This is a genomic window from Streptomyces sp. NPDC107575 (genome assembly GCF_055657265.1).
Genome location: NZ_JBVKBG010000012.1, coordinates 53,233 through 78,740, shown reverse-complemented (window position 1 = coordinate 78,740; position 25,508 = coordinate 53,233). Strand labels below are relative to the sequence as shown.

The window sequence follows — 25,508 nt, the reverse complement described above, 5'->3', positions numbered from 1 at the left end:
CTCGTAACCGTCGACTTCGGAATTTCGGTCCACTCACTCGTCCGCATCCGCCTCGTCCACCACCCCCACCGACAGGCCACGGGAGGCGACCACGTTCCCGGCGGCGACCAGCACCCCGATGACGGCCGACTTGACGGTCGACCGGCCCGGCGTCGCCGCCGCGCACACGGCGACGGTCACCGCGGCGCTCGCGGCCACGCACACGCAGGTGACGACGGTGGAACCGCGCGGCGCGCCCGGCCCCAGGTCGTCGGCCAGCAGCCGGACGCACACCAGCGTGCCCGCGGGCCCGAGCAGCGCCAGGACCAGCGCGAGGTCGACGTAGGAGGGACGGGCGTACCCCTGCGCCATGAGCAGCAGAGCCAGCGCGACCACGGTGCCGCCCGCGTTCTGCGCGAGGATCCGCCGGTCCGTCGAACCGGAGACCACGCCCCACAGGGCCAGCGGTGCCCCGATGCCGAGGAGGGCGGCGGCGCTCGCGAGCCACCCGTTCACCGGGAGCCCGCCGCACGCCGCGCCGCGGTCGCGGCCCAGGCACCGGCCGCCGCGCAGCACACCCCCACGACCGACGTCAGCAGGTCGATGGAGGTGACGAGCACCAGCCACAAGACGGTGAGCCCGACCCACCAGGCGGCGAACTCCGCGCCGCGGATCAGGCGCGACACAGGCAGAACGGGTGCCCGGCCGGGTCCGCGTACACCCGGAAACCGCGCCGGCCGTCCTCGTCGTCGAGGTCCAGCGGCATCGCGCCGAGCGCCAGCGCCTCGGACTCCGCCGCGGCCATGTCCGTGACGTCGAAGTCCAGGTGCAGCTGCTGCGAGTTGTCCTCGGCGTGCGGCCAGCGGGGCGGGCGGTGTCCGGGGGCCCGCTGGAAGGCGATGCGGTGGCCGCCGGGGACGTACAGGTCGTACCAGTCCTCGTCGTCCTGCTTGATCTCGCCGCCGAGCAGCGCGGCGTAGAAGCCGGCGAGCGCGGCGGGATCAGGACAGTCGACGGCGACGAGGCTGTACTCGGCAACGGCCATGACGTTCTCCTGCTCTCACGGGTCCATGTGGTCGATGGGACGTGCGCAGACGGGTACCTCGGAGGCGTGCGGACATGCCACGCCGCGCCGCGGGGCGCGGCGGACGCGACCGCTGCTCAAATAGACCACTTTGCGTCGCTCAATGCCGGTATCGACATGGCGGGTCCCGAACCGTGTGAGACATGCAACGAATCCCCGTGATCAACTTTCTTCCGCTCCACTCCGCCGCCTAGCGTCCCCCGGACACATCGACAGCCGGGGGGCTATTTCGAGCGGAGCAGGGCAGTGAAGTGGATCGACGCATGGCGCGAGGCGTCCGTACCCAAACGGGTCACCTCCGTCGCCGGAACGGTGCTCGCCGGCGCGGTGTTCGCCATGGACGCGTTCGGGGTGAAGCCGGTCTCCGCGTGGATCTCGCGCCGTGACCACGGCCGCGCCTACGCCGGGGACATCCACAGCCTGGGTGACTGGGCGCTCGTCCTCGCCGCCATCGTCGTCGGTGGCTTCCTGTACATGGTCCAGCGCCGCGTCAACGCCAAGGCCGCGTCCTGGGGCCGCCGGATGCGCGAGCGCCGCCGGAACGTCCGATGAAGATGCCGCGCCCAGAAGAATGGCTGTCATGCCGGGGTGGCTGTGGGCCCTGTTGGAGGCAGTCCTAGACGGCAAGGTGCGCGTTGCTGACGGCGCCATTGCGTACCAGCAGGCCTCGGCCGATGTCTGTGGCCTCAAAGTCGTGGCCACACATTGGGCACGCATGGTCGGCCATGTGCTGTCTGAACTTCTCCGGCCCCTTCACGAAGAAGCAGGAGCAGACCATCGTGACAGCAGGGCAACACCCCGAGGGCTTACTGGTGCTTAGGGCGCTTCAGGGTGAACGCCCACTCCGACACTGTGACTTGATGTCGCTGGCGCGCGGGTGCGAAGCCGACAACTTCCCGCCCCTGCTCGCCCCACTCGGTGAGCTTCCGGTTGATCAGTTTCGCTTCGCCCGATATCTGGACGAACAAATGCTCCCACTCGATCACTGCCCCCTCTCTGAACCCCCGGACCCATCATGGCAGTTGAGCAGTTGCAGGGTGGGCGTGCGCGCAGTGGAGAGGACTGGCTGATGAGCGAGCGAGTGCGGGTCTGGGTCGTGTTGCTGTTCGGCGATCAGGCCGAGGTGGCTGCGGACGCGGAGGATGCGTTGGACCCGGTGCGGTATCCGGCTTCGGAGATCGCGGAGGCGGTGGGGCTGGAGCCGGGGGAGTTGCCGGGGCGCAGGCTGACGGCTGTAGTGGGTGCGGATGACCGGCTGTCGGGGTGGCGATTGGCGGGCTAGAGCTTGCCCGGGCGGTCTCGTAGGGCCTTCGCGATGAGGTCGTGGATGAGGTACTCGCCGGGGGCCCGGTTCTCCTTGAGGCGGGGGAGATCGTCGGGTGCGAACCAGTCGTAGGCGGTGTGCTTGGACCATTCCAGAGCGGGGTGGTCCAGATCGCCGTCGACCTCAACCAGGTAGTCGGCCTCATGCCGCCTCCCGCCCCCGTCGTCGCCGGTCCACGTGGTGACCCCGAGGAGGCTGCGCACCCGGCGCAGGCGCCAGCCGGTTTCCTCTTCGACCTCACGAGCGAGGGCTTCCAGCAGGGACTCGCCTGGCTCCACATGGCCGCCAACGATGTCCCAACAGTCGGGGAAGAGCCGCCGGTCGGGGCTCCGTTTCTGGGCGAAGGCCTTGTCGTCTTGATTGAGGATGACGGCCCCAACGGCCCAGACCTCGCCGTCGGCGGGCGCGGGTATCTCGACGCCGTCGTCCACTGCCACGTGGTGCTGATTGGCTGCCATGCCCTCACTGTAGGAGCGAGCCTTCACCGTCGCGGGTCTCGTCGCATGGCGTCGGTCGTGAAAGCCCGGACAAGTCCTCGCCCCTGGCTGGTCTGGCTCTTTGGGGAGTTGGGCCAGTTTCTCTCATCGTCCCGTTGGCACACGCGGCTGCCACAGCGCCTACGTCGTCGTGGCTACCGCCGCACCTGATCAGTTGAACCAGCCCCGGAATCGGGCGCGCGCCGGCCCGCAGGCCCCGTCGGCCACGGCCTTGTCGTGTGCCCGCCTATTCGCCGCGTCCAGCTCCTCCGGGGAGGCGTCGAACGGCACGTAAGTCCCGGAGAAGACGACACACGACGACGGATGGACTGGTCGAGAGGCGTACCAGCCGAAGGCGCCAACGAGGGCAGCCAAGAGCGATAGAGCTATGAGCTTCTGACGAGGCGTAGCGTGAGGCGACTGATCACCGCGCGATCATACGGAGCAGCCGAGCGCCTACATCGCGGCAGGGGCGGGGTACGGGTCGGGGGCGCGTGGCGCCCCGCCCCCAGATCCCCGTCCGGGCGAGAGGAAGTGTCGGGGGCTACATCACGATGGGGGCCGCCGTGCCCGAAAACGTAATCGGCGTGCTTGTCGAAGTGATCGTTCCAGTCGTCGTAATAGAGCCGGGGTCATAACCCGCGTCCGGGTCGGAGAAGGGGCCATCTGCGGCAGTCGCGCCAGTTGCGGCATCCGTCGCATGCATGCTCAGTGGTTCGGGATAGGCCACACCGGGGGCCACGACGCTCGCGCTGAAGTCAGGGCCGTCGTCAGCCATGGCCGGAGTGGCGAGGGACGCCGCAGAAGCGGCCAGGAACAGGGCAGCGGCAATGCGCTTCGTGGGGTGCATGCCCCATCCAACGATCATGATTCGGCGAGGGTACGGCTCGCCCTGTCCCGACCACTTACCTGTGAGTAGGCGCCGTGCCAGAATGGGGCCAGAGCCCCGCGATGCATCCCCCGTCGTCGCGGGGCCTTCGCGTGCCTGCGCCCCTGTCTCAGCACCCGCGTTCGGGCAACACTGGGAACCGCTGCCAGGCCAACCGCTACCGACTCACTCGCGCCCCGCACGTATGCGGGTGGGGGAGGCCGCCGGGCCGGTGGCGGCCGGGGCCGCGTACGACGCGGCGCAGCGCGGTCAGCGGCCCAGGGCCTTGGCGAGTTGCTGCTTGTTCATCGAGGAGCGGCCTTCGATGTTGCGCTTCTTCGCCTCCTCGTACAGCTGGTCCTTCGTGGGCCCCTGCGAACCGCTGTGCGAGCGCTCGCCGCCGCGCTGCTGGGCCGACTTCTTGTCCCGCGTGGACGCCTTGCTCGCGGTCGAGGACTCCCCGGAGCGGGCCCGCTGCTTGTTGACGGTGCGCGCCGCGATCTCCTTCGCCCGTCCCTTGGAGGCGCCGCGCTTCTCGGCGCCCTCCTTGATGTGCTCGTACTGGCGCTCGCGCTTGGCGTTGGAGCCACTGGGCATGGAACTCTCCTTTTGGTCCGAGCCCCCCGCCGCGAGCCCTCGCTCGCGCCTCCATGCTTCCCCGTTCCCGGCCATCGCGCTTCTCGGCCCGGTTTCACCGGCCGCGATGCTGGATACGCGGGGCACATCCATTGATGTCTGTGAGCCGGAGGTTTGTCTGATGGCTGACGCGCAGGACGTTCCTTCCGCCCGTCCGCACGAGGCCGACGAGCCGGAGCCGCCGTACCGGTTCGAGCGGCAGCAGCGGCCGGGTCTGGAGGCGAGGATGTCGACGCCGCCCCGCTACATGGCTCCGCGCTATCGCGGGTCGGACAAGCTGCGGGACAAGGTCGCGCTGATCACGGGTGGTGACTCGGGCATCGGCAGGGCAGTGGCCGTGCTGTACGCGCGCGAGGGCGCCGATGTGGCGATCGTGTACCTGCCCGAGGAACAGGAGGACGCCGAGCAGACCCAAAAGGTGGTCGAGGCGGAAGGGCGCCGGTGTCTGCTGATACCGGGTGACCTGTGCGAGCCGGACTTCTGCCGACGCGCGGTCGACACGACGGTGGACACCCTGGGCGGGCTCAACGTCCTGGTGAGCAACGCGGCCCGTCTCAACAGCCAGAACTCGCTCGACGACCTGAACTTCGAGGACTTCGATCTGGCCTTCAAGACGAACGTCTACGCGTACTTCCATCTCGTCCAGGCCGCCCTGCCCCACCTGACGCGCGGCGACGCGATCATCGCGACGGCGTCGGAGGAGGGGCTCAAGGGCAGCGACATGATGATGGACTACGCGGCGTCGAAGGCCGCGCAGATCATGTTCACGAAGTCGATCGCCTCTCACCTGGCCAAGCGCGGCGTGCGGGCCAACGTGGTGGCACCCGGCCCGACCTGGACGGTCCTCAACCTCGCCGGCCAGCGGTTCCCCGACGACTACCTGAAGGAGAACCTCGCCGCGGCGGACCCGATGGGCCGCGCGGCCCAGCCGGAGGAGCTCGCTCCGGCGTACGTGTACCTCGCGTCGGAACCCGATTCCAGCTACACGATCGGCGAGACGATCGCGGTGACGGGCGGGATGACCGACAGCCGTTGAGCGGGGCCGTGGCCCGGGCTGCGCGCCGCCGACCACCACCCCGCCGTAGAATTCCCGTTCGGGGCTCGGTCCATCTCTCGGGCGGGGCGGGATGAGGAGCGATGAGTGAACGCCGGGCTGGGCACCAGGACGCCGTGGCCACCATGCTGGAGCAGTGGCAGCGCGAGTTCCCCGAGGTGGACGCCACCGCGTTGGGTGTGTTCGGCCGGCTGCACCGCAGCTTCAACCGGTACCAGGCCCAGCTGAACGCGTTCTTCGAGACCTACGACCTCACCGTTCCCGCCTTCGGTGTGCTGGCCGCGCTGCGCCGCGCCGGCGCCCCCTACCGGCGCACCGTCAGCGAACTGGCCGACGCCAACCTGCTGACCAGTGGTGGCATCACGCAGCGGGTCGACAAGCTGGAGGCCGCCGGGCTCGCCCTGCGCGTGCGGGACCCGGACGACCGCCGGATCGTGCACATCCAGCTCACCGACCAGGGGCTCGCGCTCGCGGAGGAGATCATCGGCGCCCACTTCGCCCACGAGGCGGACATGCTCGCCGACCTCACGGACCCGGAACGCACCGAACTGGCGGGCCTGTTGGCCCGCCTCGAGTCCTCCCTCGACCGGGCGGCGGCGCGGGGGAGGGGCGAGGCAGGGGCGGGCGGCGACGCATAGCGTCCCGTCTCCTCTCGGGCCTGAGGGCACGCCACCTGACGGCGCAACACATGTGAAGCGGTCGCAATCTCTTGGCATGAAGGGGTTGTGGCCGCTTCTTTCGGCCTGCTAGAAACCTTAGCGCTAAATCATTTAGCGCTAAGTCATATCCGTCAGGGCCGCCAGGCCCCCAGGAGGGCCGAATGAGTACCAGCCTCACGCCCGACGCCGCGCAGCAGGACATCGCGGCGCGCCTCGAACGGCTGCCGATGTCCCGCTGGCAGGTCATGGTGCGCCTCGCCATCGGCGTGGTCACCTTCTTCGAGGCCTTCGACCAGCTGCTGATCGCCTACACGCTGCCCGTCATCACCAAGGAGTGGGACATCTCAGTGGCGGGCACCACGCTCACCCTCACCATCGGCTCCATCGGCATGCTGCTCGGCGCCTACGTCTCCGGCTGGGCCGCCGACCGGGTCGGCCGGGTCAAGGTCATCTCGATCTGCGTCGCCCTCACCGCCGCGTGCAGCCTGCTGATGGCCGGCTGCACCTCGCTGCTGCCGTTCCTGGTCCTCCGGTTCGTGCAGGGCTTCGCCATCGGGGGCGAGGTGCCGACCGCCGCCGCGTACATCAGCGAGATCAGCCGGGCACACCGGCGAGGCCGCTTCGTCCTCTTCTACGAGATCGTCTTCCCGGCCGGACTCGCGGCCGGTGCGCTGCTCGCCGCCTGGGTCATCCCGCACTGGGGCTGGCGCGCGCTCTACCTGTTCGCCGCCGTCCCCGGCCTGGCCGCCGTGCTCCTGCAGCGCCGCATCCCGGAGTCGCCCCGCTGGCTGGCCTCCCGCGGCCGGCACGAGAAGGCGCGGGCGACGATGGACCTCATCGAGGAACGCGTACGCCGCGCGAGCGGTGCGGAGCTGCCCGAGCCGACCGTCCCGACCGTTCCGCCCGTGCGGGAAGCACCGGCTCCGGCCCCCGCCCGCGGCTCACTGCGCGACCTGTTCACCGGCCGCTACCGCCGCCGCACCCTGGTCATCTGGACGATCTGGTTCGTCGGCTACCTCGCCAACTACGGCATCACGTCCTGGCTGCCCACGATCTACAAGGGCGTCTACGGGATGTCGCTGAGCTCCGCGCTCTGGTACAGCACCATGGCCTCGGTCGCCGGACTCGTCGGCTGCGTCCTCGCGGCACTGCTGGTGGACCGGGTCGGACGGCGCGGCATCGTCGTGGGCGGCCTCGGCGGGACGACCGCGATGCTCGTCGTCCTGGCCGTGCTCGGCGCCGGAGCGCCCTGGCAGCTCGCCGTGTGGTCCTCGCTGGCTGCGATGTTCAACTTCGCGGTCAACATCAGCCTCTACCTCTACACCCCCGAGCTCTACCCGACCCGGGCCCGCGCCCTGGGCTGCAGCATGGGCGGCGTCATGAACCGCCTCGGACTGATCGTCGGCCCGCTGCTCGTGGGGCTGGTCTACGGCGGCGGCACGCAGCTGTCGGCGGTCTTCCTCCTGCTCTCCGTCTTCACGCTGGCCGGGGCCGTGGTGGCGGGCCTCTTCGCCGAGGAGACCGCCGGCCGCACCCTGGAGGAGGTCTCGCCGTGAACGCTCCGACGTACGACGGGCAGCCTGCCGCGGACCTGTGCACCTGTGGCGGCGCGGCCCCGCCCTCCGAATTCCCGTCCCTCGCCGTCCCGCCCGACGCGGTCCAGGTCACCGGCGACGCGCGGCCCGACGGCCCGACCGCGCTGAGCGTCATCCTCCTCGGCACCGGCGCGGGCCCCTATCCGGCGCCCGGCCGACAGGGCGCCTCCACCGCGGTCGTCGTCGGGGACCGTACGTACCTGGTGGACGCCGGATACGGCGCGCTGCGCAAGTACGCGCAGGCCGGGCTGCGCCTCAGCGACCTGCGCGCGGTCTTCCTCACCCACCTGCACTCCGACCACACCGCCGGCCTGTTCAACCTGTTCCTCCTCGGCTGGGGCCCGGCCAACCACGGTGTGAACCAGCCCGTCCACATCGCGGGCCCCGGCCCCGACCGCACCCTGCCCGACCATCCGCAACCCGGCACCGAGGGCCTGCTCACCCATCTCCTCGCCGCCTTCGGCCAGGACGTCGCCGTACGCCTGCGCACCAGCGCGCGCACCCCGCTCGCGGACCTCGTCCGACCGCACGAACTGGGCTCCCCGCCACCCGGCAAGGACCTGCTCGTGTACGAGGACGACCGGGTGCGGGTCACCGCCCGCGAGGTTCCGCACCCGCCGCTGCACCAGAGCTTCGGCTACCGCTTCGAGACCGAGGAGGGCGTCATCGCCTTCTCCGGCGACACCGCGTACAGCGACAGCGTCGGCGAACTCGCAGCGGACGCCGACCTGTTGGTCCACGAGGCCATGGAGCCCGACTTCTACCGCGGCCTCGGCTACTCCGACCGCCTCCTCGACTTCCTCACCGCCTCCCACACCGCGCCCGGCGACATCGGCCGGCTCGCCGCCGCGGCCGGAGCGCGCCGTGTCGCCCTCAGCCACATCGGCCCGCCGGACCCGCGTGAGGTCGGTGACGACGACTGGGTCCGCAAGGTGGCAGCCACCTACTCCGGCCCGGTCGTCGTCGGTCACGACCTGACCCACCTCGTCCCCGTTCGCTGAGCCGAACCACCCCTTCCCTCCCTCGAGTTCCACGGAGAACCGCACCATGCACGAGAAGAACACCCAGCACGCCCCGACCCGCAAGACGCCCACCGTCGGCATCGTGGGCGGCGGCGTCGGCGGGCTCGCGGCCGCGATCGCCCTGCGTCAGGCGGGCCTTGATGCGGTCGTCTTCGAACAGACGGCACACTTCGGCCGCGTCGGCGCCGACATCAACCTCACGCCCAACGCGGTCAAGGCCCTCGACGGCCTGGGCATCGGCGACACACTGCGGCGCACGGCGGCCCGCCCCACCCACCGCCTCAGCCGCGACTGGGACACCGGCGAGGAGACCTCCCGCATCGAGATGGGCGACGAGGCCCAGACCCGCTACGGCTCCCCGCAACTCACCATGCACCGCGCGGACTTGCTCGCCGCACTGGAGGACGCACTGCCGCCCGGCACGGTCCGCTTCGGCAGCCGGCTGACACACACCACCGAGCACGCCGACGGTGTCACCGCGACGTTCGAGGACGGAACCGAGGCGGAGGTCGACATCCTGGTCGGCGCGGACGGCATCCACTCCGTCGTACGCACCGATCTGTTCGGCCCGGAGACGCCCCGGTTCACCGGTCTCGTCGCCTATCGTGCCGTGGTCCCGGCCGGACGTCTCGACGTCCCCGGCATGGACGCCTTCACCAAGTGGTGGGGCCCCGACCCGGCCACCCAGCTGGTCACCTTCCCCCTCAACCGGGGCCGGGACCTCTTCGTCTTCGCGACCACCGCCCAGGAGAGCTGGCAGCACGAGTCCTGGACCACCCCGGGCGACGCCGCCGAACTCCGCTCCCACTACCGGGACTTCCACCCCGAGGCCCGTGCAGTCCTCGACGCCTGCGACGAGGTCCTCAAGTCCGCCCTGTACGTCCGTGACCCCCTGCCCTCGTGGTCGTCGGCCCGCCGCACCCTGCTCGGCGACGCCTGCCACCCGATGACACCCTTCATGGCCCAGGGCGCCGCCATGGCCATCGAGGACGCCGTCGTCCTCGCCCGCGCCCTGACCACCGCGGACCCCCGCTGCCCGGAGCCGTCCCTGAAGTCGTACGAGGCAACCCGCCAGAACCGCACCGCCCGCGTCCAGATCGGCTCCCGCGGCAACGACTGGCTGCGCACCTCGGGCAACGGGGACTGGGTGTACGCGTACGACGCGTGGGCGGTGGCCTTGGGCTGAGAGAGTGTGCCGGGCCACGGCTCGCCCCCTCCGTGGCTCACCAGGGAGGGGGCGGGGCCTGGCGGTCCGTGCGCCCCTGCACGGACCGCGCATTCGTTACTCCGCGGAGAAGGAGCCTGCGCCCGTGACGTGGCTCCCGTAGCCAGGAGCCACGGTCGTCGACGGTCCCATGCAGAAGGGGTCTCCGTAGACCTTGACGGGCTGGTCGGTGAGGTTCGCCATTTCATGGGCGGCCGGGGGCATCGTTTGGCAACCGACCGGGTTCTGGTAGGTGTTCAGCGGAGTCAGCTCGTTGGAGAAGACCGCGATCTGCCCCTCGGAGGCCTGGGCCGACCCCGCCAGGCCCAGCACGGATCCGGCTGCGGCCAGGGACACCCACATTGCTTTTGCTCGCACGCTCATCCTTCACACAGGTATTCCCCCGCCGAGTGCGGGTTGCCCTCAGGGGTATCGCGCACGAAACGCCACAATCAACTTGGTCTGGCCCATTTCACCCGATCGAGAGGTGATGCCCGAACGCCTGTCATGCCGTGTCGCCTGCGTCCGCGAGGAGCGTGCTGCCCGTCATGAAGGCCGCCAGATCGCCCGCGCAGAACAGCACGATGCGGGCGATGTCGTCGGGGACACCGAGTTGAACCCAGTGTGCTCGGCTGCATCACGGACATGAGGTGCTCGGCCGTCTCGGGATCGGAGGCCCCGGCGACCGCGAGGCTTCCCTCGGTGGGCACGAACGTCGGCGCGACGCCGAGCACGCGGATGTCCAATGGTGCGAACTCCAGGGCGAGTTGCCAGGTGAGTCCGCGCGCCGCGTGCTTCGACGCGACGTAGGCGGCGAGTTCCGAGGCCGTGCCCCACCTCGCTCATTCGGCGCGCGGCCTCCCGGGTGCCGAGGAAGACGCCCCGCGCGTTCACGGCGAAAACCTCGTCCCAGGTCTGCATGGGCGTCTCCAGGGCGGGCGTAGCGGGGAAGATCCCCGCGTTGTTGACCCAGATGTCGATGCCGCCCCACGCGCCTACCACGCGGTCGGCGCCGATGGACACGCTGTCCGGGTCGATGACGTCGAGCTGCGTGGGTAACGCACGCCCCGGCAGTATCTCCGCTGCCTTCAAGGCGAGTTGTTCGTCGACATCCGTGACCGCCACGTCCGCGCCCGCCTCGGACAGCCGCTGGACGATGGCGAGGCCGAGCCCGCGCCCCGCTCCGGTCACGAGAGCGTGCCGGTCGGCCAGCGAGATCAGCTCGGCGACGGATCGGGCCGAGACATCGGGTACGGGTATCTGCATGAAGGCCTCTTTGTGTACGGCTGCTTGGTGGCGCATCGCGCCCTCGCCCTGCCTGCGGTGGGTTCGGCTGACGGCTTCGTGCCAGTCAAGGCGTTCTCGGCCGTCGGGATGCGAGACGGCGAGCGTCGGGCAGATGGGCTGTGCATAAGAGCCTTGGGAGTACACGTTTCCCTAGCTGTACTCCAGTTCGCTTCGATGTCCCTACCGCGACGTCCTGCCACCCGTGGCCCTTGAGTCGCCGGGTTCGCGAACCGCCTATATGGGGTGACGAGTTTCCGAAGCCGGGCTTCTTACCGGGAACGGCGAGGGCGACGCCAACGACTCCAGTCCAAGCGGGCGTTCTCCGCTTCGAGGCTGTCGCTATCCGTGTCGCTGCAGTCGTCGACCTGTTCGCCCTGGGGCTGTGCCTTCATGATGGAATTCAGCAAGCCTTCGGCTGCGCTGAGCCGCCCGCGAAGGTCCTGAACTTCCAGATCGTGCTCGCGAAGAACGCCCTCGCGCCCAGCCTCCACAGCGTGTCTTTGGCTCTCTTCTTCGCGGGCCCAAGTGAAGTACAGCTCGGCTCGCCTGGTGTGCAGGCCGTTCAGCTTCTCCAGGAGAACCAACCGCTCGTCCTGAGCTGTTCGCAACTCGTCCTGCAGCGCCTCAATGCGTTCGCTGTACTCATCCAGCTCAGCTTCTAGGGCAGCAACGCGTCGGCGAAGCTCGTCGTTGCGCCCGCGCTCGCGGCCCAACTGTTCGTGCAGTTCGAGCAGCCGGTCGGTGAGGTCTGCTCGAGCCTCCAGAGCCATCAGGAGCTCTTTGCGGGCCTCTCCCTCACGATGGCTGCGTTTGGCTGCCTGGTCTTGGAGGTCCTCCTCCGCAGCGTCAAGGTCGGGGATGTTCAGATCTACGGCAGCGGACGGGGGGTTCGCTTCGTCCTCCCAAGCCACGGGCTCGGGAAGGGCCAACGGTGACGTCTCGTCGCGTACGGCGATCCACAACATCCGGAAGTCGTCCAAGTCGCCGCCCAGCGCTTCCACGACGAGTTCCAGCGGGCCCCATCCGGGTAGGCCCGCACAGCTCAGCACCGTTCCTACGGTCGTGTGGCTGATCGCCTTTCCCGTGCGCTGTGATATGACCCGGAAACTTGGCTCGCCACTCTCGCGATGGAGCCGCTTCAAGCGGTACTTGAGCTGCTGCAAGGCCGGTCCCGGCACTGGCCGGGAGGCTGCCGAGGCCATTGCTCCCCCTACTGTCTCGCTGTCGCCCCGATCATCGTAGGGCGTTGTCTCCGCCACGTAGAGTTTCCGGCGCCTCGTCCGGAAGGTCCTGTCAACTTGTGTAAGCCTGCGTCGAGGAGCGTCACACCTCGTAATTCTCGGGGCCAAGTTCGGCAGGCCCCGTCCACTTCCGTACCAAGCGCCGCACACCGCCGGATCGTTGAAGCACCGGGGGAGCCCCGGCAACCTTCACACGTTCCTTGGAGAGTTCAGCCCATGACGTCATTCGTTCTGCTGCCCCTGGTCGGTCTGGCTGCGGTCTGTCTGCTTGTGGTGGTCCTCAGCGCGGTTTACGTCTGGTCTGGAAACGCCGGACGCCGAACCCGGTCCTGGCACGTACTCCAGGTTCTGCTCCGCAGCGTCGAACACGATCAGGCGAACGATGCATAGTTCCCGACCGTGCGAGTCGCCTCGCGGGTTCTCAGGCCTTCCTGCCACGGCCTGTGCGTCAGGCAGAAGGCAGCAGTGCAGTCACAGTTGACTGCACGAGCTGAGCAGCTGCCAGGACCCCTGGTATGCCTCCGCAGCGTTCGACGAGAGTACGGAGCATGAAGCGCAACGCTCCGGGGTCGCGATCTGGTTCATCGATGCGCGGAGTTATCTCACCCAGGTCGCGCAGCGCTTCGTCCACGGCAGGATGCTGTCCACGGAGTGCTTCCAGCCGGTGCCGAAGATCTTCGATGCTGTTGCGCGCCGCGTCTGAGGCACCGGAACTGATGTTGTTGACCTGGCTGGCATTCTGCGAGAACGGAGCAGCCTGGGCCGGGCTGTTCATGGTGCCCGAGTTGATGATCCCGAAGTTCGCACCACTGGGCGCCGGGCTTTGACGATCGCGACGGCTGGTCATGAAGGCTCCTGAATACGGGGTCGAGGTCTTAACGTTGCGCGGGTCGGCTCGCTAGCTCATGGACGGAGTCTCAGAGAAGGGGGCTGCCTGGACCGGGCCGGACATCGTGCCCCCGTTCATGACGCCGAAGTTGTAGATGGCCGTGGACTGTTGGCGGTAGGCCGCAATGTCAACGTTGTGGTCACGAAGGAAGATCTCCGTGGAGTCGAATACTCGGCGTTGCATCATCTGGACGTAGTAGCGAGCGTCGTCGCGCATGTGCATGTCGTCGATCGAGCGGGTGCTGTACGTCTCACGCAGGCTGATCGGCTCCGTCCCGTTGTCCAGTTCAGGGCACGGGCGTGCCTGGCGGCGGCCAAGACGGATCAGACCAGCCGGGATGTCGCCGACCGCATTGAGCATTGCTCGGCCGCACCAGCGCCATCCGTTCGGATCCACGGCCCGGATCCCGGCAACAGCCGGGTTGAGAGGGCCCATGATGTGTGGACGCACCGTAACCCGTAGGAATCCGCCCTGGTAGGCGAAGTGCACCAGCACAGCTGCGACCAGTCCTCCATTCCACGCGGTGACCCGAGACCAGACATAGCGACGGGCCACCTCCTCAGCAGGCTTGGCCGAACCGTTCCCAATGGCCAGCGCGTGAAGTTGCTGCCACGTCTCCTCGTCGACGCCATCCCAGCGTTTGTGGTGGATACCTGCGATGCCCTCAACGTGCATGCGCGGCTGCGGATGATCACGGTGGTGATTCGGTGCCGGATCACCGAGACGCTTGGCTACGTGGGCCTGCAAGTCGGCTGCGGTGAAGTGCTTGAGGGACTTCCTGGGCGGCGACTGCCTTCCGTGCTGCTGGAGTGCGTCCAGTACTGCCTTGGCCACCGCATGCAGGTTCGGCTCGGAAATGCCGGGAGCTCTTGGAGAAGCAAAGGCTGCGTATTCGCCCTCATCATCGCCTTGGCCTTCGGGCGCCGGCTCGACATCGATACCGATGACGGCCTCCTGCCACGCGTCCAGCCCAGCGCCGACAAACCGGTCACGCTTCCCTGTGCGCTTCTGCTCACGTAGATAGGGCAGTGCGTGGGCCTGAGAGCGTTCCGGATATGCGGGAAGCTCCCCCGAGAGCAGACTGTTCACCCGCTTCTGCGCCATGTAGCGATCCGCAAGGGACACTGCCCACGATCCGCCGAGGACCGTCAGAGCCGCCCAGCCGATCGTCAACGAACCCGCAATCAACTGCCAGGCCACGACGCCTACCAGAGCCAGGAGAACCGCTAGCCGTCTGCGGCGGTGGCCGATCGCGCGATCACATGCGTGTATCACGGGTGCCTGGTCAAACGCATATACGGGTAGAGGCCGTCTGGCCCTTTTGATTCGCCTGCGCACCCAAAGCGCGTAGTCGTCGCCGAGTACGACAGCAGGTGGCCTCTGCTCGCTGTCGTCCGCCGGGTTCGACCTGTCTTCGGCCGGGGGGAGGAGCCACCGAAGGTTTCGGCGAACAGCCGACTTCAACCGCTTGCGTATCTCGTACCACCAAAGGTGAACCACTTTGATCCAGTCGCTGCGAACGTAGGCGGTCGCACTCAGCTGTCGGGTGACCCCTTCGGTGTACGCCCCATGCTTGATCAGCGGTTCTCCGCCGGCTTCTCCCAGTGGAACGGCCGGCATGGAGAAGACCGACTGATGCTCCGGGTACGACAAGTGGCCACCCCCGTGTCCGTGAATGCGCGCGCGCCGAAGTCACCGGTCAAGGCGCTGAGGGGAGATCGTGCCTCTTGCCCATCAACTGAGCCATAGCGCAAACCCGTACAAGTGGAGCACGCGATCGTCCTGATCGAACAATGACCGAAACGCGTCGCCCATCCACGGGGACGAAGCCTCGCTCATTGACTCCACGCGAGGCCCATTTACTTCGATGGAACCACCCGTCCGCCGTCTCATCCAACGCATGATTCCCCTTCACCACACAACCACGGGGGAACCATGAACGCCCGCGCCGCCCTGGCTGCAACCGCCCTGCTCACCGCTGCCCTCACTGCATGTGGCACCAACGACGAACCCGGAACCATTCGTGTCACCATCACCGAGACCGTCACCCAGCAGCCCAAGGAGCAGGCTGCGCCGAAGAAGGAGGGGCCGCTCTCCCTCGGAGACAAGAAGGCGTTCGACGACGCCGACGACGATGTGCATGCCTCTGTTCAGGTCCTCGGCTACACGCACACCGAGAAGGGGCCCGAGGCTCCCGGTGAGGAACTCGGCGGCGACTCTTGGGCCACCGCCGACGTCAAGGTGTGCAACGTCAGAGGTGTGGAGATCGGCGTGGGCCAGACGGCGTGGTCGCTGTCGTACGCGGACGGCACCAGCATGGAGACCACCGGACTGTCCGGCGGCGACATGCCCAAGCCGGAGTTTCCCATGGACAAGACCCTTCGAGCCGGCCAGTGCGCCCGTGGCAAGGTCGCCTTCCCGGTCCACGTCTCGAAGCGTCCGACCACCCTCGACTATGCACCGGAAGGGCAGACCGTGAGCGCCACACAGTGGACTGTCCCCAAAGCGTGAGGAGGGGGACGTCTGGTCGGAGCTTGGTGCCGACCCACGAGCGGCTGCACAATGACAAGATCAACGGCCATGCCGTGCCCCTGTCGAAAGCCTGGCCGGGTCCGCCACGGCGGCTCAGCCCCGCTGCACCGCCGCAGCCGACGCCGGACGCGTACGCCAGGTCAGCGCCCGCCCGAACGCGGCCGCCGCCGAGATCATCACCAGGCCGTACACCGCCGCGGGTACCGCGAGCTTGCTGCTGCCCAGGACGCTCACCGCGATGGTGATGGCCAGCGTCGCCTTGTGGGCGCCGATCTCGAAGGACGCGGCGATCGCCTGGGGGCGGGGGACACGTACCGCGCGCGGGACGAGGAAGCCGAGGGGCAGGCTGAGGGCGCAGAAGGCGAGGACCGTGAGGCCGACGGAGGAGAGATAGTGGGGGAAAGCGGCGCAGCGTCATGCCGAGCGAGAAGCTGCCCCCGAACACCGACGGCACGGTCGACCAGTACGTCGGCCCCACCGCGCCCGTCGGCCACGAGGACCGCTGGATCCGGACCGAGCCGGGCTGCGGCTGGTTCGGCTACTTCCGCATCTACGGCCCCGGCGAGGCGGCCTTCGACGGCAGCTGGTGGCCGGGGGACTTCGAGCACGTGGAGGAGTGAGCGGCTACTGAACGGAGACCGGGTGTGTGGAGCGCCTCCGGGGCCCGCGGTCGGCGGCTGATACCGGGCAACGCGGCGCCCGCCGTGAGCGGTTATCGCATACCTGCGGACACGCGTACTCGTTCAGCCGCCGGCACAACGTCCCCGCCGAGCGCCGCCGGCCAGTGTCATTCCGTCGGCGTGCCGATCCGAAGCCGGTTGCCGTCGGGGTCGCGCAGCTCGATCTCGCGTGCCCACGGAGCGTCCTCCACCTGCACGCCGAACTCGGAGGCGACGGCGTCGACATCACGGATACGGAGGTAGACCAACGTGTCGGGGCGGGCGTCGCCCTTGTGCTCCGACAGGAACAACCGCATCGCGCCCCGGGCGACCTCGACGAACGCGGGAAGGCCCGGTTCGAAGTGGTGTTCCCACTGCTTGGTGAAGCCGAGTCGCTCGTACCACGCGACCGCCGCCGCAGCGTCCTCGACGCGAAGAATGGGAATGGCTTGCTCGTCCATGGTGCCATCGTGGCAGACCGCCCAGGCGCAGCCAGGTGGCGATCTGGTGGGCGAGTTGGTGTCTGAGGGGCCCTGTGAGTGTTGGGGAGGGGATGTGGACATCGAGCGCCAGAGGCCGGTGTCCCGTTGTCGGAATTGAGGCGTGAACCCCCATTTCCGGGGGTGGCTTGTAGGGCAACGCCGGTTTTGTGTCGGCGTCTTCGGTGATTTGCTCCCCAGGGTGGTGCGGAATGCACACTGCCCCGCATGAATCAGAGGCGCGGCGTCCAGAACGTCGATTACCAAGATCGCTTCGAGCGCGGGTGTGCCGCGCCTCGGCCGGACGATATGCGGGGCATGGTGCCGCCGCAGCAAGGCGGTGGCGTTCCCTACGATTCCGGGCGGCCGTATCCCCGCCGCGGGCGCCGAGTCAGAAGGATTCTGATATCGGTTCTCGTGCTCCTGCTGCTGGTTGTGGGCGGCACCTATTTCTGGATCGATTCCAACCTTCGAAAGGAAGTCGATCTCGGAAAGGTCGTCGACCGGCCCGCCGGGGGTGAAGGAACCAACTACCTGATCGTTGGTTCCGACAGCCGCGAGGGCATGTCCAAGCAGCAGGAGAAGGACCTGCACACGGGCGCGGCCGAGGGTAAGCGCACCGACTCGATGATGATCCTGCACGTCGGCCAGGGCGAGCCGACGCTCATCTCCCTGCCGCGCGACTCGAACGTGAACATCCCCTCGTTCCGGGGCTCCGAGTCCGGGCGGATGCGGCCCGCGATGGGCGCCAACAAGCTCAACGCCGCGTACGCCTTCGACGGCCCGCAGCTGCTGACGCGCACCGTCGAGTACAACACCGGCCTGCACATCGACCACTACGCGGAGATCGGGTTCGCCGGCTTCGCCAACGTCGTGGATGCCATGGGCGGCGTCGACATGAAGCTCGACAAGGGCTTCCAGGACAAGTGGTCGGGCGCCGACTTCCAGGCCGGAGAGCAGACCCTGGACGGCAAGCAGGCCCTCGCCTACGTCCGCACTCGGCACGCCTTCACCGGCAGCGACCTGGACCGCACCAAGAACCAGCAGAAGTTCCTGTCCACCCTCTCCAACCAGGCCGCGTCGCCGAGCACGGCCCTCAACCCGTTCAAGCTCTACCCCCTCATGGGTGCCGGCCTCGACACGCTCGTGGTCGACAAGGACATGAACCCCTACCAGCTCGGCCGGATGTTCTTCGCCATGAAGGACGTCAACAGCGGACAGGGCACGTCCATGAACATGCCGATCTCCGGCGGCGTCGGCGGCAACCTCGCCTGGGACATGCCGAAGGTGAAACAGCTCGTGAAGGAATTGCGGAGCGACGCCCCCGTAACGGTTACCGGCGACCGGTAGGGATTGCGTGCCGGGCGGCCGGTGTAACACTTTCCGGCCGCCGCGGCGCAGAACGCAGAGCAGTCGACGCACAACTCGTCAGAACGGAATTCTCGTGAGCAACACTGACCCGGTTTCGGGATACCCCGCGCACCATCAGCCCATGGATACCGAGCGCGCGGTGCGCCATCAAAACGGTGCGCGGCGGACGGCTTTGACCGTCAGCACCATCGCGGATGTCGCGGCAGGTTTCCTGGTCCTGTGGATCGTGCTTTTCCTGCTCGGTGCCAACCAGGCGAACGTATTCGTCGATTTCGTGCACGGAACGGCCGACTGGCTCGGCTGGTGGGCCCAGGACATATTCACCATGGACACGGAGGGCATCCGCGTCGTCCTGAACTACGGCCTCCCGGCCGCCATCTACCTCCTGATCGGCCACGGGATCGCCGCCCGGCTCAACCGGGCCGCCTGACTCGACGCTCCTTCGGTCCTCCCTCGCCACGGCGGCCGTCCGCGGACGCGGTGGCGGCCGGGAGGACCGAAGGGACCGCGAACGGGGTGGGCGCGGGAGACCTCGACGGCTCGTCGTCGCGCGAGTGCAGCGTCGACCCCAGGGCCGCGGCCGAGGCGAACAGGGCGAGGCCGATGCCGTAGACGGCGGCCGTGGAGGCGCTCTTGCGGTAGCCGCGCGGGCGGGAGTGCGCTCCGGCACGGGGGCCGTCAGGTCTGCGGGCTGCCTCCGTGGCGCTCTCCGGCGTGGCGTCGCGGGACGCGGGCCGCGATGACGGTCGGTACGCGCCGAACCAGTCGGCCGCCTGCGCGGCGGTCGGCCGCTGGGCAGGGTCCTTGGCCAGCAGCCGCATCACGTATCCGGACAGCGGCTGCGGTATGTCAGGACGCAGTTCATGGGGTGGCCGCGGTACGGCATCGACGTGCTGCCTCACCACATCCACGGACGTCGCGCCGGTGAACGGCGGCCGGGCGGCGAGGAGTTGGTACAGCAGGCATCCGAGGGAGTAGACGTCCGAGGCCGGCCGCGCGGCGAGCCCCTGGGCCCGCTCGGGGGCCAGGTAGTCGGCGGTCCCGAGGATCTTGCCGGTCGGGGCGAGGGTGCCGGCCGCGTCGGCGAACCGGGCGATACCGAAGTCCGCGATCTTGGCCGTGCGCCCGGTGGTCAGCAGTACGTTGGCGGGCTTGATGTCCCGGTGGATGACGCCGTGCTGATGGGCCGCGGCGAGCCCGGAGGCGATCTGGCGGGCGATGGCGACGGCCTCCGCCGGTGGCACGGTGACGCGCAGGGCGCGCTCCTCGGCCAGGCTCCAGCCGTCGATGAACTCCGTGACCAGGTAGAGCTGTTCGCCGTGTGCCCCGAAGTCGTACACGCTCACGAGGTTGGGGTGGCTGAGGCTCGCCGCGGTCTGTCCCTCCAGGTGGAAACGGCCGACGTCGGAGGCCCCGGCGGCGCGCAGCAGCTTGACCGCCACGACTCGCCCGAGGGACTGGTCCGCGGCCCGCCACACCTCTCCCATCGCACCGCGCCCCAGCAGGTTCTGGAGCCGGTACCGGCCCACCAGCTGCCCCGGCACCCCTGTCCCGCTCGCCATGCCGTTCACACTCCCCACCCGCGGTCGGCCACGAAGTCCTCGATTCAGGGCGCGGAGGCAGGCCGATGTCGGGGGGAGAATCGGCCTGCCTCCGCAGGTCGGCGTCTGTACCTCCGACCTGAGGGTCGACGCCGTGACCCGCTCGGGGGTCATTTCTGTCTGCGCGGCGTACGTCGGAACTGTCACGGGGGAAAGGGGATGCTCACCAGGTCGCCACGACCGTGAAGACGCGCCCTCAAGTTGTACCCGCCCCGTTTCACCGGTGGACACGGCGACTGACGACCCTGTGCCGCGGCCGTGGTGTCGAAGATCAACAACTGGCTGGGATTCCGACGAGTACGTGACATACGCTCCGAGGCGTTGATTTCGGCCAGGGTGAGGTGCGGGTGTTGGTGGGTCGTGGCCAGGCGCATCCCGAGCCGACGGACGACCCGGCGCTGGGCAGAGCCGTTGCTCGGGCACAGGCCGGGGACGAGGAGGCGTTCGCCGTCCTGTACCGGTGCATCCAGCCCGGACTGCTCGGCTACCTGCGCGGAATGGTGCACGACCGGGCAGAGGACGTCGCCGCCGCGGTCTGGCAGGACATCGCACGTGAGCTGCCCCGGTACCGCGGCGACGGCCCCGGCTTCCGCGGCTGGACAGCGGGTATCGCCCGGCGCCAGGCCGCTCGTTGGGCCAAGGACACCCCGGTGCCACACGCACCCCGGGCAACATCCCGAGGGACTCCGTCCGCCGAAGTCGCCAAGGCCCTGGACCTGTTCGCCGAACTCCCTCGAGCGCAGGCAGAAGCGGTCCTGCTCCGCCATGTCGTGTGCCTGGAGGAACAGGCGGCGGCCCGCGTGATGCGCAAGCCGCGTGCGGCAGTGCGGATACTGGCCCGGCGCGGACTGCGCGCCCTGGCGAAGGGGCTGGGGCCGGACGATGCGACGTGTGATGCCGTGCGGGCGATGAAGGACGCGAGATGAGCACCGATCGGAACGGGCCCGACCTGCGGGGCGGCGGGGAGCCCGGGCGCCGCCCGGCACCGAGCGCTGCCCCGGCCGACGGCGCGGAAGCGTTCGAGCCCGATCGGACCGCCGTGCGGATCGGTGTTGCCCTGAGGCAGGAAGCCGTGGACAGCGCTGCGCAGGACGCCGCGGTCGCCGCGTTCCGAACCGCCCGCACGGCCCCCGGCGAATCGCTGCGCACCCGGCGCAGGGACGACTGGCGCCCACGACCCCGGATGCGGCGATGGGCGCGCGGCGGAGCGGCCGTCCTGGCGGCCGGCGCGCTCATGGGCGGCGTCGCGGTCGCCGCGATCCGTACGTCGGACACACCACGGCAGGATGCCGGACCGGCCCCACGTCCCGGCCACAGCACCACCCGCTCACCCGGCGAACGCCCGACACCGGCCGCCGCCCGCCCCAGCACGGCGCCGTCGCTGTCCGCGCAACACTCCACGACCGCGAAGAACATCGCCGCGCACTGCCGCGCCTACCGGCACATCGAGAACCGGGGCCACGCCCTGGACTCGAAGGCCTGGCAACGCCTGGTGCGCGCCGCCGGGGGCGAACAGCATGTCTCGGCCTACTGCGCCGACCGGGCAGCGCCCGCCGGGAAGGGCCTGGGAAAGTCCGCCGCACAGACCGCTTCGCGGCAGGGCAACCCGCACAAGACGGAGAAGCACCGGAGCAAGCCGAGCCACGAGGCCCAACAGCCCAAGGGGAAGGCCGGTCACCCCTAGGCGGCGACGCAGCCGTCGATGCCTGGACTTGCACGGTCTCCGTCTCAGCGGCGCAGGAGCGACCCCGCCTGTACGCGATGCCGATGGCGGCCGCCCCGGCCGGCGCGGCCGCCATCGCCGGGGGCACGGTGTCGGCTGAGGGCGGCCTCGACTTGGTTCATGTCGGAGACGTCCGCAGGGTGGACGAGCGGGTGGCCGCCGAGCGACCGGACCTCGTCGGCCGCGGCCCGCCCGATGCCGGCGCCGGCACCGGTGACGACGACGGTCTCAGGCGTGGTCCGCCCCCTTGGCCAGTCGCGCGGAGGTTTCCAGGAGCAGTGCGTGCTCCGCGCCGCCCATGCATACGCCCAACCCCTCGTGGGCACCCGGTGCCGCGTCGGATCGGAGCCGCGTCCGTACGCAGGGCCCGCGGCCGGACCGGGCGTGCACCCCACCGCCCCGAAGGAGTACTTGTGAGCGAGGACATCTTCGTCATCGGCATGGACGAGGCGAACCTGCCGACGCTGCGTGCGGCCGGCGCGGGCCGCGGCTGCCGGTTCCACGGTCTGCTGACCATCGAGGAACTGCAGGACGGAGAGGTGTCGGTGCCGGATCTGCTGGCGCGGGCCCGCCGTGTGCTCGACGCCTTCGACGGCACGATCGACGCGATCACCGGCTACTGGGACTTCCCGGTCTCCACCATGGTGCCGATCCTCGCCCGCGAGTACGGCACCCGCGCCACCGAGCTGGCCTCGGTCGTCAAGTGCGAGCACAAGTACTGGAGCCGCCTGGAACAGCGAGCGGCCGCCCCGGAGGCGGTGCCCGCCTTCGGCCGCGTGGACCTCGACGCGGACGAGCCCGAGCTCCCCGACGGGCTCACCTACCCGGTGTGGCTCAAGCCCGCGCTCTCGTACTCCTCCGAACTGGCCTTCGGCGTCAAGGACCGGGACGGCCTCCGCGCCGCCGTGCAGGAGATCCGTGCGGGCATCGGCCGCATCGGCCGCCCCTTCGAGTCCGTCATGGAACAGGTGGAACTGTCCCCGGAGATGGCCGACATCGGAAGCCTCGTCTGCCTCGCAGAGGAGCGCCTCACCGGAATCCAGGTGGCGGTGGAGGGCTATGTGCACCAGGGCGAGGTGACCGTGTACGGAGTCCTCGACTCCATCAACTACCCGGACAGCTCCTCGTTCCTGCGCCACCAGTACCCCTCCATGCTCCCGCAGCCGGTGATCGGCCGCCTGCACGACGTCTCGAAGAAGGTGATGCGCCGCATCGGCATGGAGGGGGCGACCTTCTCCATCGAGTTCTTCTACGACCCGGGCACCCAGGACATCCGCATCCTGGAGATCAACCCGCGCCACTCCCAGTCGCACGCCGAGCTGTTCGACTTCGTCGACGGTGTGCCCAACCACCACTGCATGCTCGCCCTGGCCCGCGGCGAGGATCCGCGCATGCCGCAGGGCGAAGGCCGCTACGCGATGGCCGCCAAGTGGTACCACCGCTGGTTCACCGATGGTGTGGTGAGCGACGTGCCCAGTCGTGAGCGGCTGGACCAGATCGCGCGCGAACTGCCGGGTGTCCGCGTCGACGTGGCGCCCAGTCAGTGCCAGCGTCTGTCCGACCTGTCGCAACAGGACAGCTACAGCTACGAGTTGGCGCACATCTTCACCGCGGGCGACAGCGAGGACGAGCTGCGCGAGAAGTACGACCGCTGCGTGGCCGCCCTCGACCTCTCCTTCGAGGACACCACGCCCGCCCCCGACCGCCAGCCCGACCCGGCCTGAGCGCCCCCACACCCCTGCCCGCAACGCGAGGAAGGAGGCCAGACCTCCTCTATGCGCACCGTGACCGACCTCCCGCACAAGGTCCGCGAGGAAGCCCACGTCCGCATCCCGATGTCCGACGGCGTGCACCTGTCCGCGCACATCTGGCGCCCCGCCTCCAGCGACGGCGATCCCGTACCGGCCGTGCTGGAGTACATCCCCTACCGCAAGCGCGACCTGTCCTCGGTACGCGACTCCATCCACCACCCCTACCTCGCCGGACACGGATACGCCTGCGTCCGCGTCGACCTGCGCGGCACCGGCGACTCCGAGGGCGTCCTGACCGACGAATACCTCGAACGCGAGCAGCAGGACGCCGAAGAGGTCCTCGCCTGGCTCGCCCGGCAACCCTGGTGCGACGGCGCCACCGGCATGATGGGCATCTCCTGGGGCGCCTTCGCCGCACTCCAGGTCGCCGCCCGCCGCCCGCCGTCTCTCAAGGCGATCGCCATCGCCTCCTTCACCGACGACCGCTACGCCGACGACATGCACTACATGGGCGGGGCACTGCTCTCCGACAGCCTGGCCGAAGCGGGCACCATGTTCGCCTACGCCACCTGCCCGCCCGACCCCGAGGTCGTCGGCGACCGGTGGCGCGACATGTGGCACGAACGCCTGGAAAGCGCACGGCCCTGGGTCCTCGAGTGGCTGCGGCACCAGCGTCGCGACGCCTACTGGCGGCACGCCTCGGTCTGCGAGGACTACGCGGCCGTCCAGTGCCCGGTCCTGGCCTCCAGCGGATGGGCCGACGGCTACTCCAACGCGGTGACCCGCCTGCTCGCCCATCTCGACGTCCCCCGCAAGGGGTTGATCGGACCGTGGTCGCACAAGTTCCCGCACCTGGGCGAACCCGGCCCCGCCATCGGCTACCTGCAAGAACTCGTGCGCTGGTGGGACCACTGGCTCAAGGGCGCGGACAACGGGGTGATGGACGGGCCCATGCTGCGCACCTGGATGCAGGAGAGCGTGCCGCCTTCCACTTCCTACGCCGAGCGGCCGGGGCGCTGGGTCGGCGAGCCGTCGTGGCCCTCGCCCCACGTACAGGAACGCGTCCACCCGCTCACCCGGCACCGCATCGGACCCCCAAAGCCCGAGCCTGAAGACGGCGCCGCGCGCGGCGTCCTGACGATCCAATCGCCCCTGTCCGTGGGCCAGTTCGCCGGCAAGTGGGCCTCCTACAACGCCCCGCCCGACCTGCCCTACGACCAGCGCGAGGAGGACGGCGGCTCCCTCGTCTTCGAGACGGAGCCACTGCCCGAGACGCTGGAAATCCTCGGCTCGCCCCGGGTGGACCTGGACGTGTCCGCCGACGAGCCGGTCGCCATGCTCGCGGCCCGCCTCTCCGACGTGGCCCCCGACGGACGCGCGACCCGCGTCACGTACGGCCTGCTCAACCTGGCCCGGCGGGGCGGCGGCGACGAACCCGAGGCGCTGGAGCCCGGCCGCCCCTACCGCGCCAGTGTGCACCTCAACAGCGTCGCCCAGGCGTTCCCCGCGGGCCACCGCATCCGCCTGTCCCTGTCCACCTCGTACTGGCCGCTCGCCTGGCCGCCGCCCCGGCCGGCGCTGCTCGGCGTCCACGAGGGCGCCAGCACCCTGGCCCTGCCGGTGCGCCCGCCCCAGCCCCTCGACGACACGCGCCCCGAACCGTTCGGCCCGCCCGAGGGGACGCCCGCGCTGACCACCACGCAGCTCACCCCGCCGGAGCAGCGGTGGGAGGTGCGTCGCGAACTGGTCACGTACGGGTGGGCCCTGGAGGTCGTCAAGGACACTGGCACGATCCGCTTCGACGACATCGACCTGGACGTTGGACGCCGCGCGGTCGAGCGCTACGGCGCCGTGGCCGACGACTTCACGTCCACGACCGGCGAGTCCACCTGGACGATGAATTTCCACCGGGGCGACTGGGACACGGAGATCGTCACCCGCACGGAACTCACCTGCGACGAGCGGGAGTTCCATCTGTCGGCGACGCTCGACGCCTTCGAGGATCGGCGCCGCGTCTTCTCCCGGACGTGGAACGAGTCCGTCCCGCGCGACCACCTCTGAGCGGTGGCCGGGT

The 25,508-nt window shown here is 69.4% G+C and carries 28 protein-coding genes and 2 pseudogenes; 15 read left to right on the top strand and 15 right to left on the bottom strand.

Features of this window, described 5'->3' with window-relative positions; genetic code table 11:
* Positions 1–33: 33 nt before the first annotated feature.
* From ACZ7L4_RS40655 to ACZ7L4_RS40645, 3 genes are read right to left on the bottom strand one after another with little or no spacing between them, the layout of a single operon-like run.
* Positions 34–495: a monovalent cation/H+ antiporter complex subunit F gene (locus tag ACZ7L4_RS40655; protein ID WP_472110106.1), complete on the bottom strand. Its 462-nt coding sequence runs from the start codon at positions 493–495 to the stop codon at positions 34–36.
* Positions 492–665 (bottom strand): hypothetical protein, encoded by a 174-nt coding sequence (locus ACZ7L4_RS40650; RefSeq protein WP_472110105.1) that lies wholly within the window; start codon positions 663–665, stop codon positions 492–494. Before ACZ7L4_RS40650 ends, ACZ7L4_RS40655 begins: the two co-directional genes overlap by 4 nt.
* Entirely contained in the window at positions 653–1,024 is a 372-nt protein-coding gene (locus ACZ7L4_RS40645; protein ID WP_472110104.1) for a VOC family protein, read from the bottom strand. The genes ACZ7L4_RS40650 and ACZ7L4_RS40645 overlap by 13 nt, the downstream gene beginning before the upstream one ends.
* 285 nt (positions 1,025–1,309) lie before the next feature.
* Here ACZ7L4_RS40645 and ACZ7L4_RS40640 point away from each other — a divergent pair, with 285 nt between their 5' ends.
* Positions 1,310–1,615: a hypothetical protein gene (locus tag ACZ7L4_RS40640; protein ID WP_472110103.1), complete on the top strand. Its 306-nt coding sequence runs from the start codon at positions 1,310–1,312 to the stop codon at positions 1,613–1,615.
* Between the two features lie 517 nt (positions 1,616–2,132).
* Positions 2,133–2,345, top strand: coding sequence for a hypothetical protein (locus tag ACZ7L4_RS40635; protein ID WP_472110102.1), 213 nt, complete (start codon positions 2,133–2,135; stop codon positions 2,343–2,345).
* Here the strand turns inward: ACZ7L4_RS40635 and ACZ7L4_RS40630 are convergent.
* The 3 genes from ACZ7L4_RS40630 to ACZ7L4_RS40620 form a co-directional block, all read right to left on the bottom strand.
* Positions 2,342–2,845 (bottom strand): NUDIX hydrolase, encoded by a 504-nt coding sequence (locus tag ACZ7L4_RS40630; RefSeq protein WP_472110101.1) that lies wholly within the window; start codon positions 2,843–2,845, stop codon positions 2,342–2,344. The two genes, ACZ7L4_RS40635 and ACZ7L4_RS40630, sit on opposite strands and share 4 nt — an antisense overlap.
* 562 nt (positions 2,846–3,407) lie before the next feature.
* Complete coding sequence (locus ACZ7L4_RS40625; protein ID WP_472110100.1) at positions 3,408–3,731, bottom strand: hypothetical protein; 324 nt, start codon at positions 3,729–3,731, stop codon at positions 3,408–3,410.
* A 270-nt stretch (positions 3,732–4,001) separates the two neighbouring features.
* Positions 4,002–4,328, bottom strand: coding sequence for a plasmid stabilization protein (locus ACZ7L4_RS40620; protein ID WP_472110099.1), 327 nt, complete (start codon positions 4,326–4,328; stop codon positions 4,002–4,004).
* Positions 4,329–4,488: 160 nt separating this feature from the next.
* Between ACZ7L4_RS40620 and ACZ7L4_RS40615 the strand changes: the two genes are divergently transcribed.
* From ACZ7L4_RS40615 to ACZ7L4_RS40595, 5 genes are all read left to right on the top strand, one after another.
* Positions 4,489–5,403, top strand: a complete 915-nt coding sequence (locus tag ACZ7L4_RS40615; RefSeq protein WP_472110098.1) for an SDR family oxidoreductase — start codon at positions 4,489–4,491, stop codon at positions 5,401–5,403.
* Positions 5,404–5,504: 101 nt separating this feature from the next.
* On the top strand, positions 5,505–6,059 hold the full coding sequence (locus ACZ7L4_RS40610) for a MarR family winged helix-turn-helix transcriptional regulator (RefSeq protein ID WP_472110097.1): 555 nt from the start codon (positions 5,505–5,507) through the stop codon (positions 6,057–6,059).
* 182 nt (positions 6,060–6,241) lie between these two features.
* Positions 6,242–7,636, top strand: a complete 1,395-nt coding sequence (locus ACZ7L4_RS40605; RefSeq protein ID WP_472110096.1) for an MFS transporter — start codon at positions 6,242–6,244, stop codon at positions 7,634–7,636.
* Positions 7,633–8,676 (top strand): MBL fold metallo-hydrolase, encoded by a 1,044-nt coding sequence (locus ACZ7L4_RS40600; protein WP_472110095.1) that lies wholly within the window; start codon positions 7,633–7,635, stop codon positions 8,674–8,676. Before ACZ7L4_RS40605 ends, ACZ7L4_RS40600 begins: the two co-directional genes overlap by 4 nt.
* Before the next feature lie 46 nt (positions 8,677–8,722).
* A complete protein-coding gene (locus ACZ7L4_RS40595; RefSeq protein ID WP_472110094.1) occupies positions 8,723–9,883 on the top strand; it encodes an FAD-dependent monooxygenase in 1,161 nt (386 codons plus the stop codon).
* Positions 9,884–9,979: 96 nt separating this feature from the next.
* On the opposite strand, the gene ACZ7L4_RS40590 is transcribed toward ACZ7L4_RS40595, so the two are convergent.
* From ACZ7L4_RS40590 to ACZ7L4_RS40565, 6 genes and pseudogenes are all read right to left on the bottom strand, one after another.
* Positions 9,980–10,285: a hypothetical protein gene (locus ACZ7L4_RS40590; protein ID WP_472110093.1), complete on the bottom strand. Its 306-nt coding sequence runs from the start codon at positions 10,283–10,285 to the stop codon at positions 9,980–9,982.
* Positions 10,286–10,353: 68 nt separating this feature from the next.
* Positions 10,354–10,665, bottom strand: a pseudogene (locus ACZ7L4_RS40585) (hypothetical protein); the annotation flags it as partial.
* Positions 10,666–10,783: 118 nt separating this feature from the next.
* Positions 10,784–11,167 (bottom strand): annotated as a pseudogene (locus tag ACZ7L4_RS40580) (SDR family NAD(P)-dependent oxidoreductase); the annotation flags it as partial.
* A gap of 290 nt (positions 11,168–11,457) precedes the next feature.
* Positions 11,458–12,351 (bottom strand): hypothetical protein, encoded by an 894-nt coding sequence (locus ACZ7L4_RS40575; protein WP_472110092.1) that lies wholly within the window; start codon positions 12,349–12,351, stop codon positions 11,458–11,460.
* Between the two features lie 526 nt (positions 12,352–12,877).
* Complete coding sequence (locus ACZ7L4_RS40570; RefSeq protein WP_472110091.1) at positions 12,878–13,276, bottom strand: hypothetical protein; 399 nt, start codon at positions 13,274–13,276, stop codon at positions 12,878–12,880.
* A 51-nt stretch (positions 13,277–13,327) separates the two neighbouring features.
* On the bottom strand, positions 13,328–14,518 hold the full coding sequence (locus tag ACZ7L4_RS40565) for a hypothetical protein (RefSeq protein ID WP_472110090.1): 1,191 nt from the start codon (positions 14,516–14,518) through the stop codon (positions 13,328–13,330).
* Positions 14,519–15,253: 735 nt separating this feature from the next.
* Between ACZ7L4_RS40565 and ACZ7L4_RS40560 the strand changes: the two genes are divergently transcribed.
* Positions 15,254–15,829 carry a DUF4352 domain-containing protein gene (locus tag ACZ7L4_RS40560; RefSeq protein ID WP_472110089.1) on the top strand — a complete coding sequence of 192 codons (576 nt, stop codon included), beginning with the start codon at positions 15,254–15,256 and terminating at the stop codon, positions 15,827–15,829.
* 114 nt (positions 15,830–15,943) lie between these two features.
* On the opposite strand, the gene ACZ7L4_RS40555 is transcribed toward ACZ7L4_RS40560, so the two are convergent.
* Entirely contained in the window at positions 15,944–16,084 is a 141-nt protein-coding gene (locus ACZ7L4_RS40555; RefSeq protein WP_472110088.1) for a hypothetical protein, read from the bottom strand.
* A gap of 182 nt (positions 16,085–16,266) precedes the next feature.
* Between ACZ7L4_RS40555 and ACZ7L4_RS40550 the strand changes: the two genes are divergently transcribed.
* The gene (locus ACZ7L4_RS40550) at positions 16,267–16,470 is read left to right on the top strand and encodes a DUF1214 domain-containing protein (protein ID WP_472110087.1); all 204 of its coding nucleotides are present in this window, start codon (positions 16,267–16,269) and stop codon (positions 16,468–16,470) included.
* Positions 16,471–16,637: 167 nt separating this feature from the next.
* On the opposite strand, the gene ACZ7L4_RS40545 is transcribed toward ACZ7L4_RS40550, so the two are convergent.
* Positions 16,638–16,970, bottom strand: coding sequence for a glyoxalase superfamily protein (locus tag ACZ7L4_RS40545; protein WP_472110086.1), 333 nt, complete (start codon positions 16,968–16,970; stop codon positions 16,638–16,640).
* 246 nt (positions 16,971–17,216) lie between these two features.
* On the opposite strand from ACZ7L4_RS40545, the gene ACZ7L4_RS40540 reads away from it, so the two are divergent.
* Positions 17,217–18,338 carry an LCP family protein gene (locus ACZ7L4_RS40540; RefSeq protein ID WP_472110085.1) on the top strand — a complete coding sequence of 374 codons (1,122 nt, stop codon included), beginning with the start codon at positions 17,217–17,219 and terminating at the stop codon, positions 18,336–18,338.
* A 142-nt stretch (positions 18,339–18,480) separates the two neighbouring features.
* A complete protein-coding gene (locus ACZ7L4_RS40535) occupies positions 18,481–18,789 on the top strand; it encodes a hypothetical protein (RefSeq protein WP_472110084.1) in 309 nt (102 codons plus the stop codon).
* Here the strand turns inward: ACZ7L4_RS40535 and ACZ7L4_RS40530 are convergent.
* Complete coding sequence (locus ACZ7L4_RS40530; RefSeq protein ID WP_472110083.1) at positions 18,773–19,921, bottom strand: serine/threonine-protein kinase; 1,149 nt, start codon at positions 19,919–19,921, stop codon at positions 18,773–18,775. The genes ACZ7L4_RS40535 and ACZ7L4_RS40530 overlap by 17 nt on opposite strands.
* 392 nt (positions 19,922–20,313) lie before the next feature.
* Here ACZ7L4_RS40530 and ACZ7L4_RS40525 point away from each other — a divergent pair, with 392 nt between their 5' ends.
* The 4 genes from ACZ7L4_RS40525 to ACZ7L4_RS40510 all read left to right on the top strand — a co-directional run bounded on the left by ACZ7L4_RS40525 (position 20,314) and on the right by ACZ7L4_RS40510 (position 25,495).
* Positions 20,314–20,886 carry an RNA polymerase sigma factor gene (locus tag ACZ7L4_RS40525; RefSeq protein ID WP_472110082.1) on the top strand — a complete coding sequence of 191 codons (573 nt, stop codon included), beginning with the start codon at positions 20,314–20,316 and terminating at the stop codon, positions 20,884–20,886.
* Positions 20,883–21,644 (top strand): hypothetical protein, encoded by a 762-nt coding sequence (locus ACZ7L4_RS40520; protein WP_472110081.1) that lies wholly within the window; start codon positions 20,883–20,885, stop codon positions 21,642–21,644. Before ACZ7L4_RS40525 ends, ACZ7L4_RS40520 begins: the two co-directional genes overlap by 4 nt.
* Before the next feature lie 479 nt (positions 21,645–22,123).
* Positions 22,124–23,407 carry an ATP-grasp domain-containing protein gene (locus ACZ7L4_RS40515; protein ID WP_472110261.1) on the top strand — a complete coding sequence of 428 codons (1,284 nt, stop codon included), beginning with the start codon at positions 22,124–22,126 and terminating at the stop codon, positions 23,405–23,407.
* 51 nt (positions 23,408–23,458) lie between these two features.
* Positions 23,459–25,495 (top strand): CocE/NonD family hydrolase, encoded by a 2,037-nt coding sequence (locus ACZ7L4_RS40510; protein ID WP_472110080.1) that lies wholly within the window; start codon positions 23,459–23,461, stop codon positions 25,493–25,495.
* Positions 25,496–25,508: the final 13 nt, after the last annotated feature.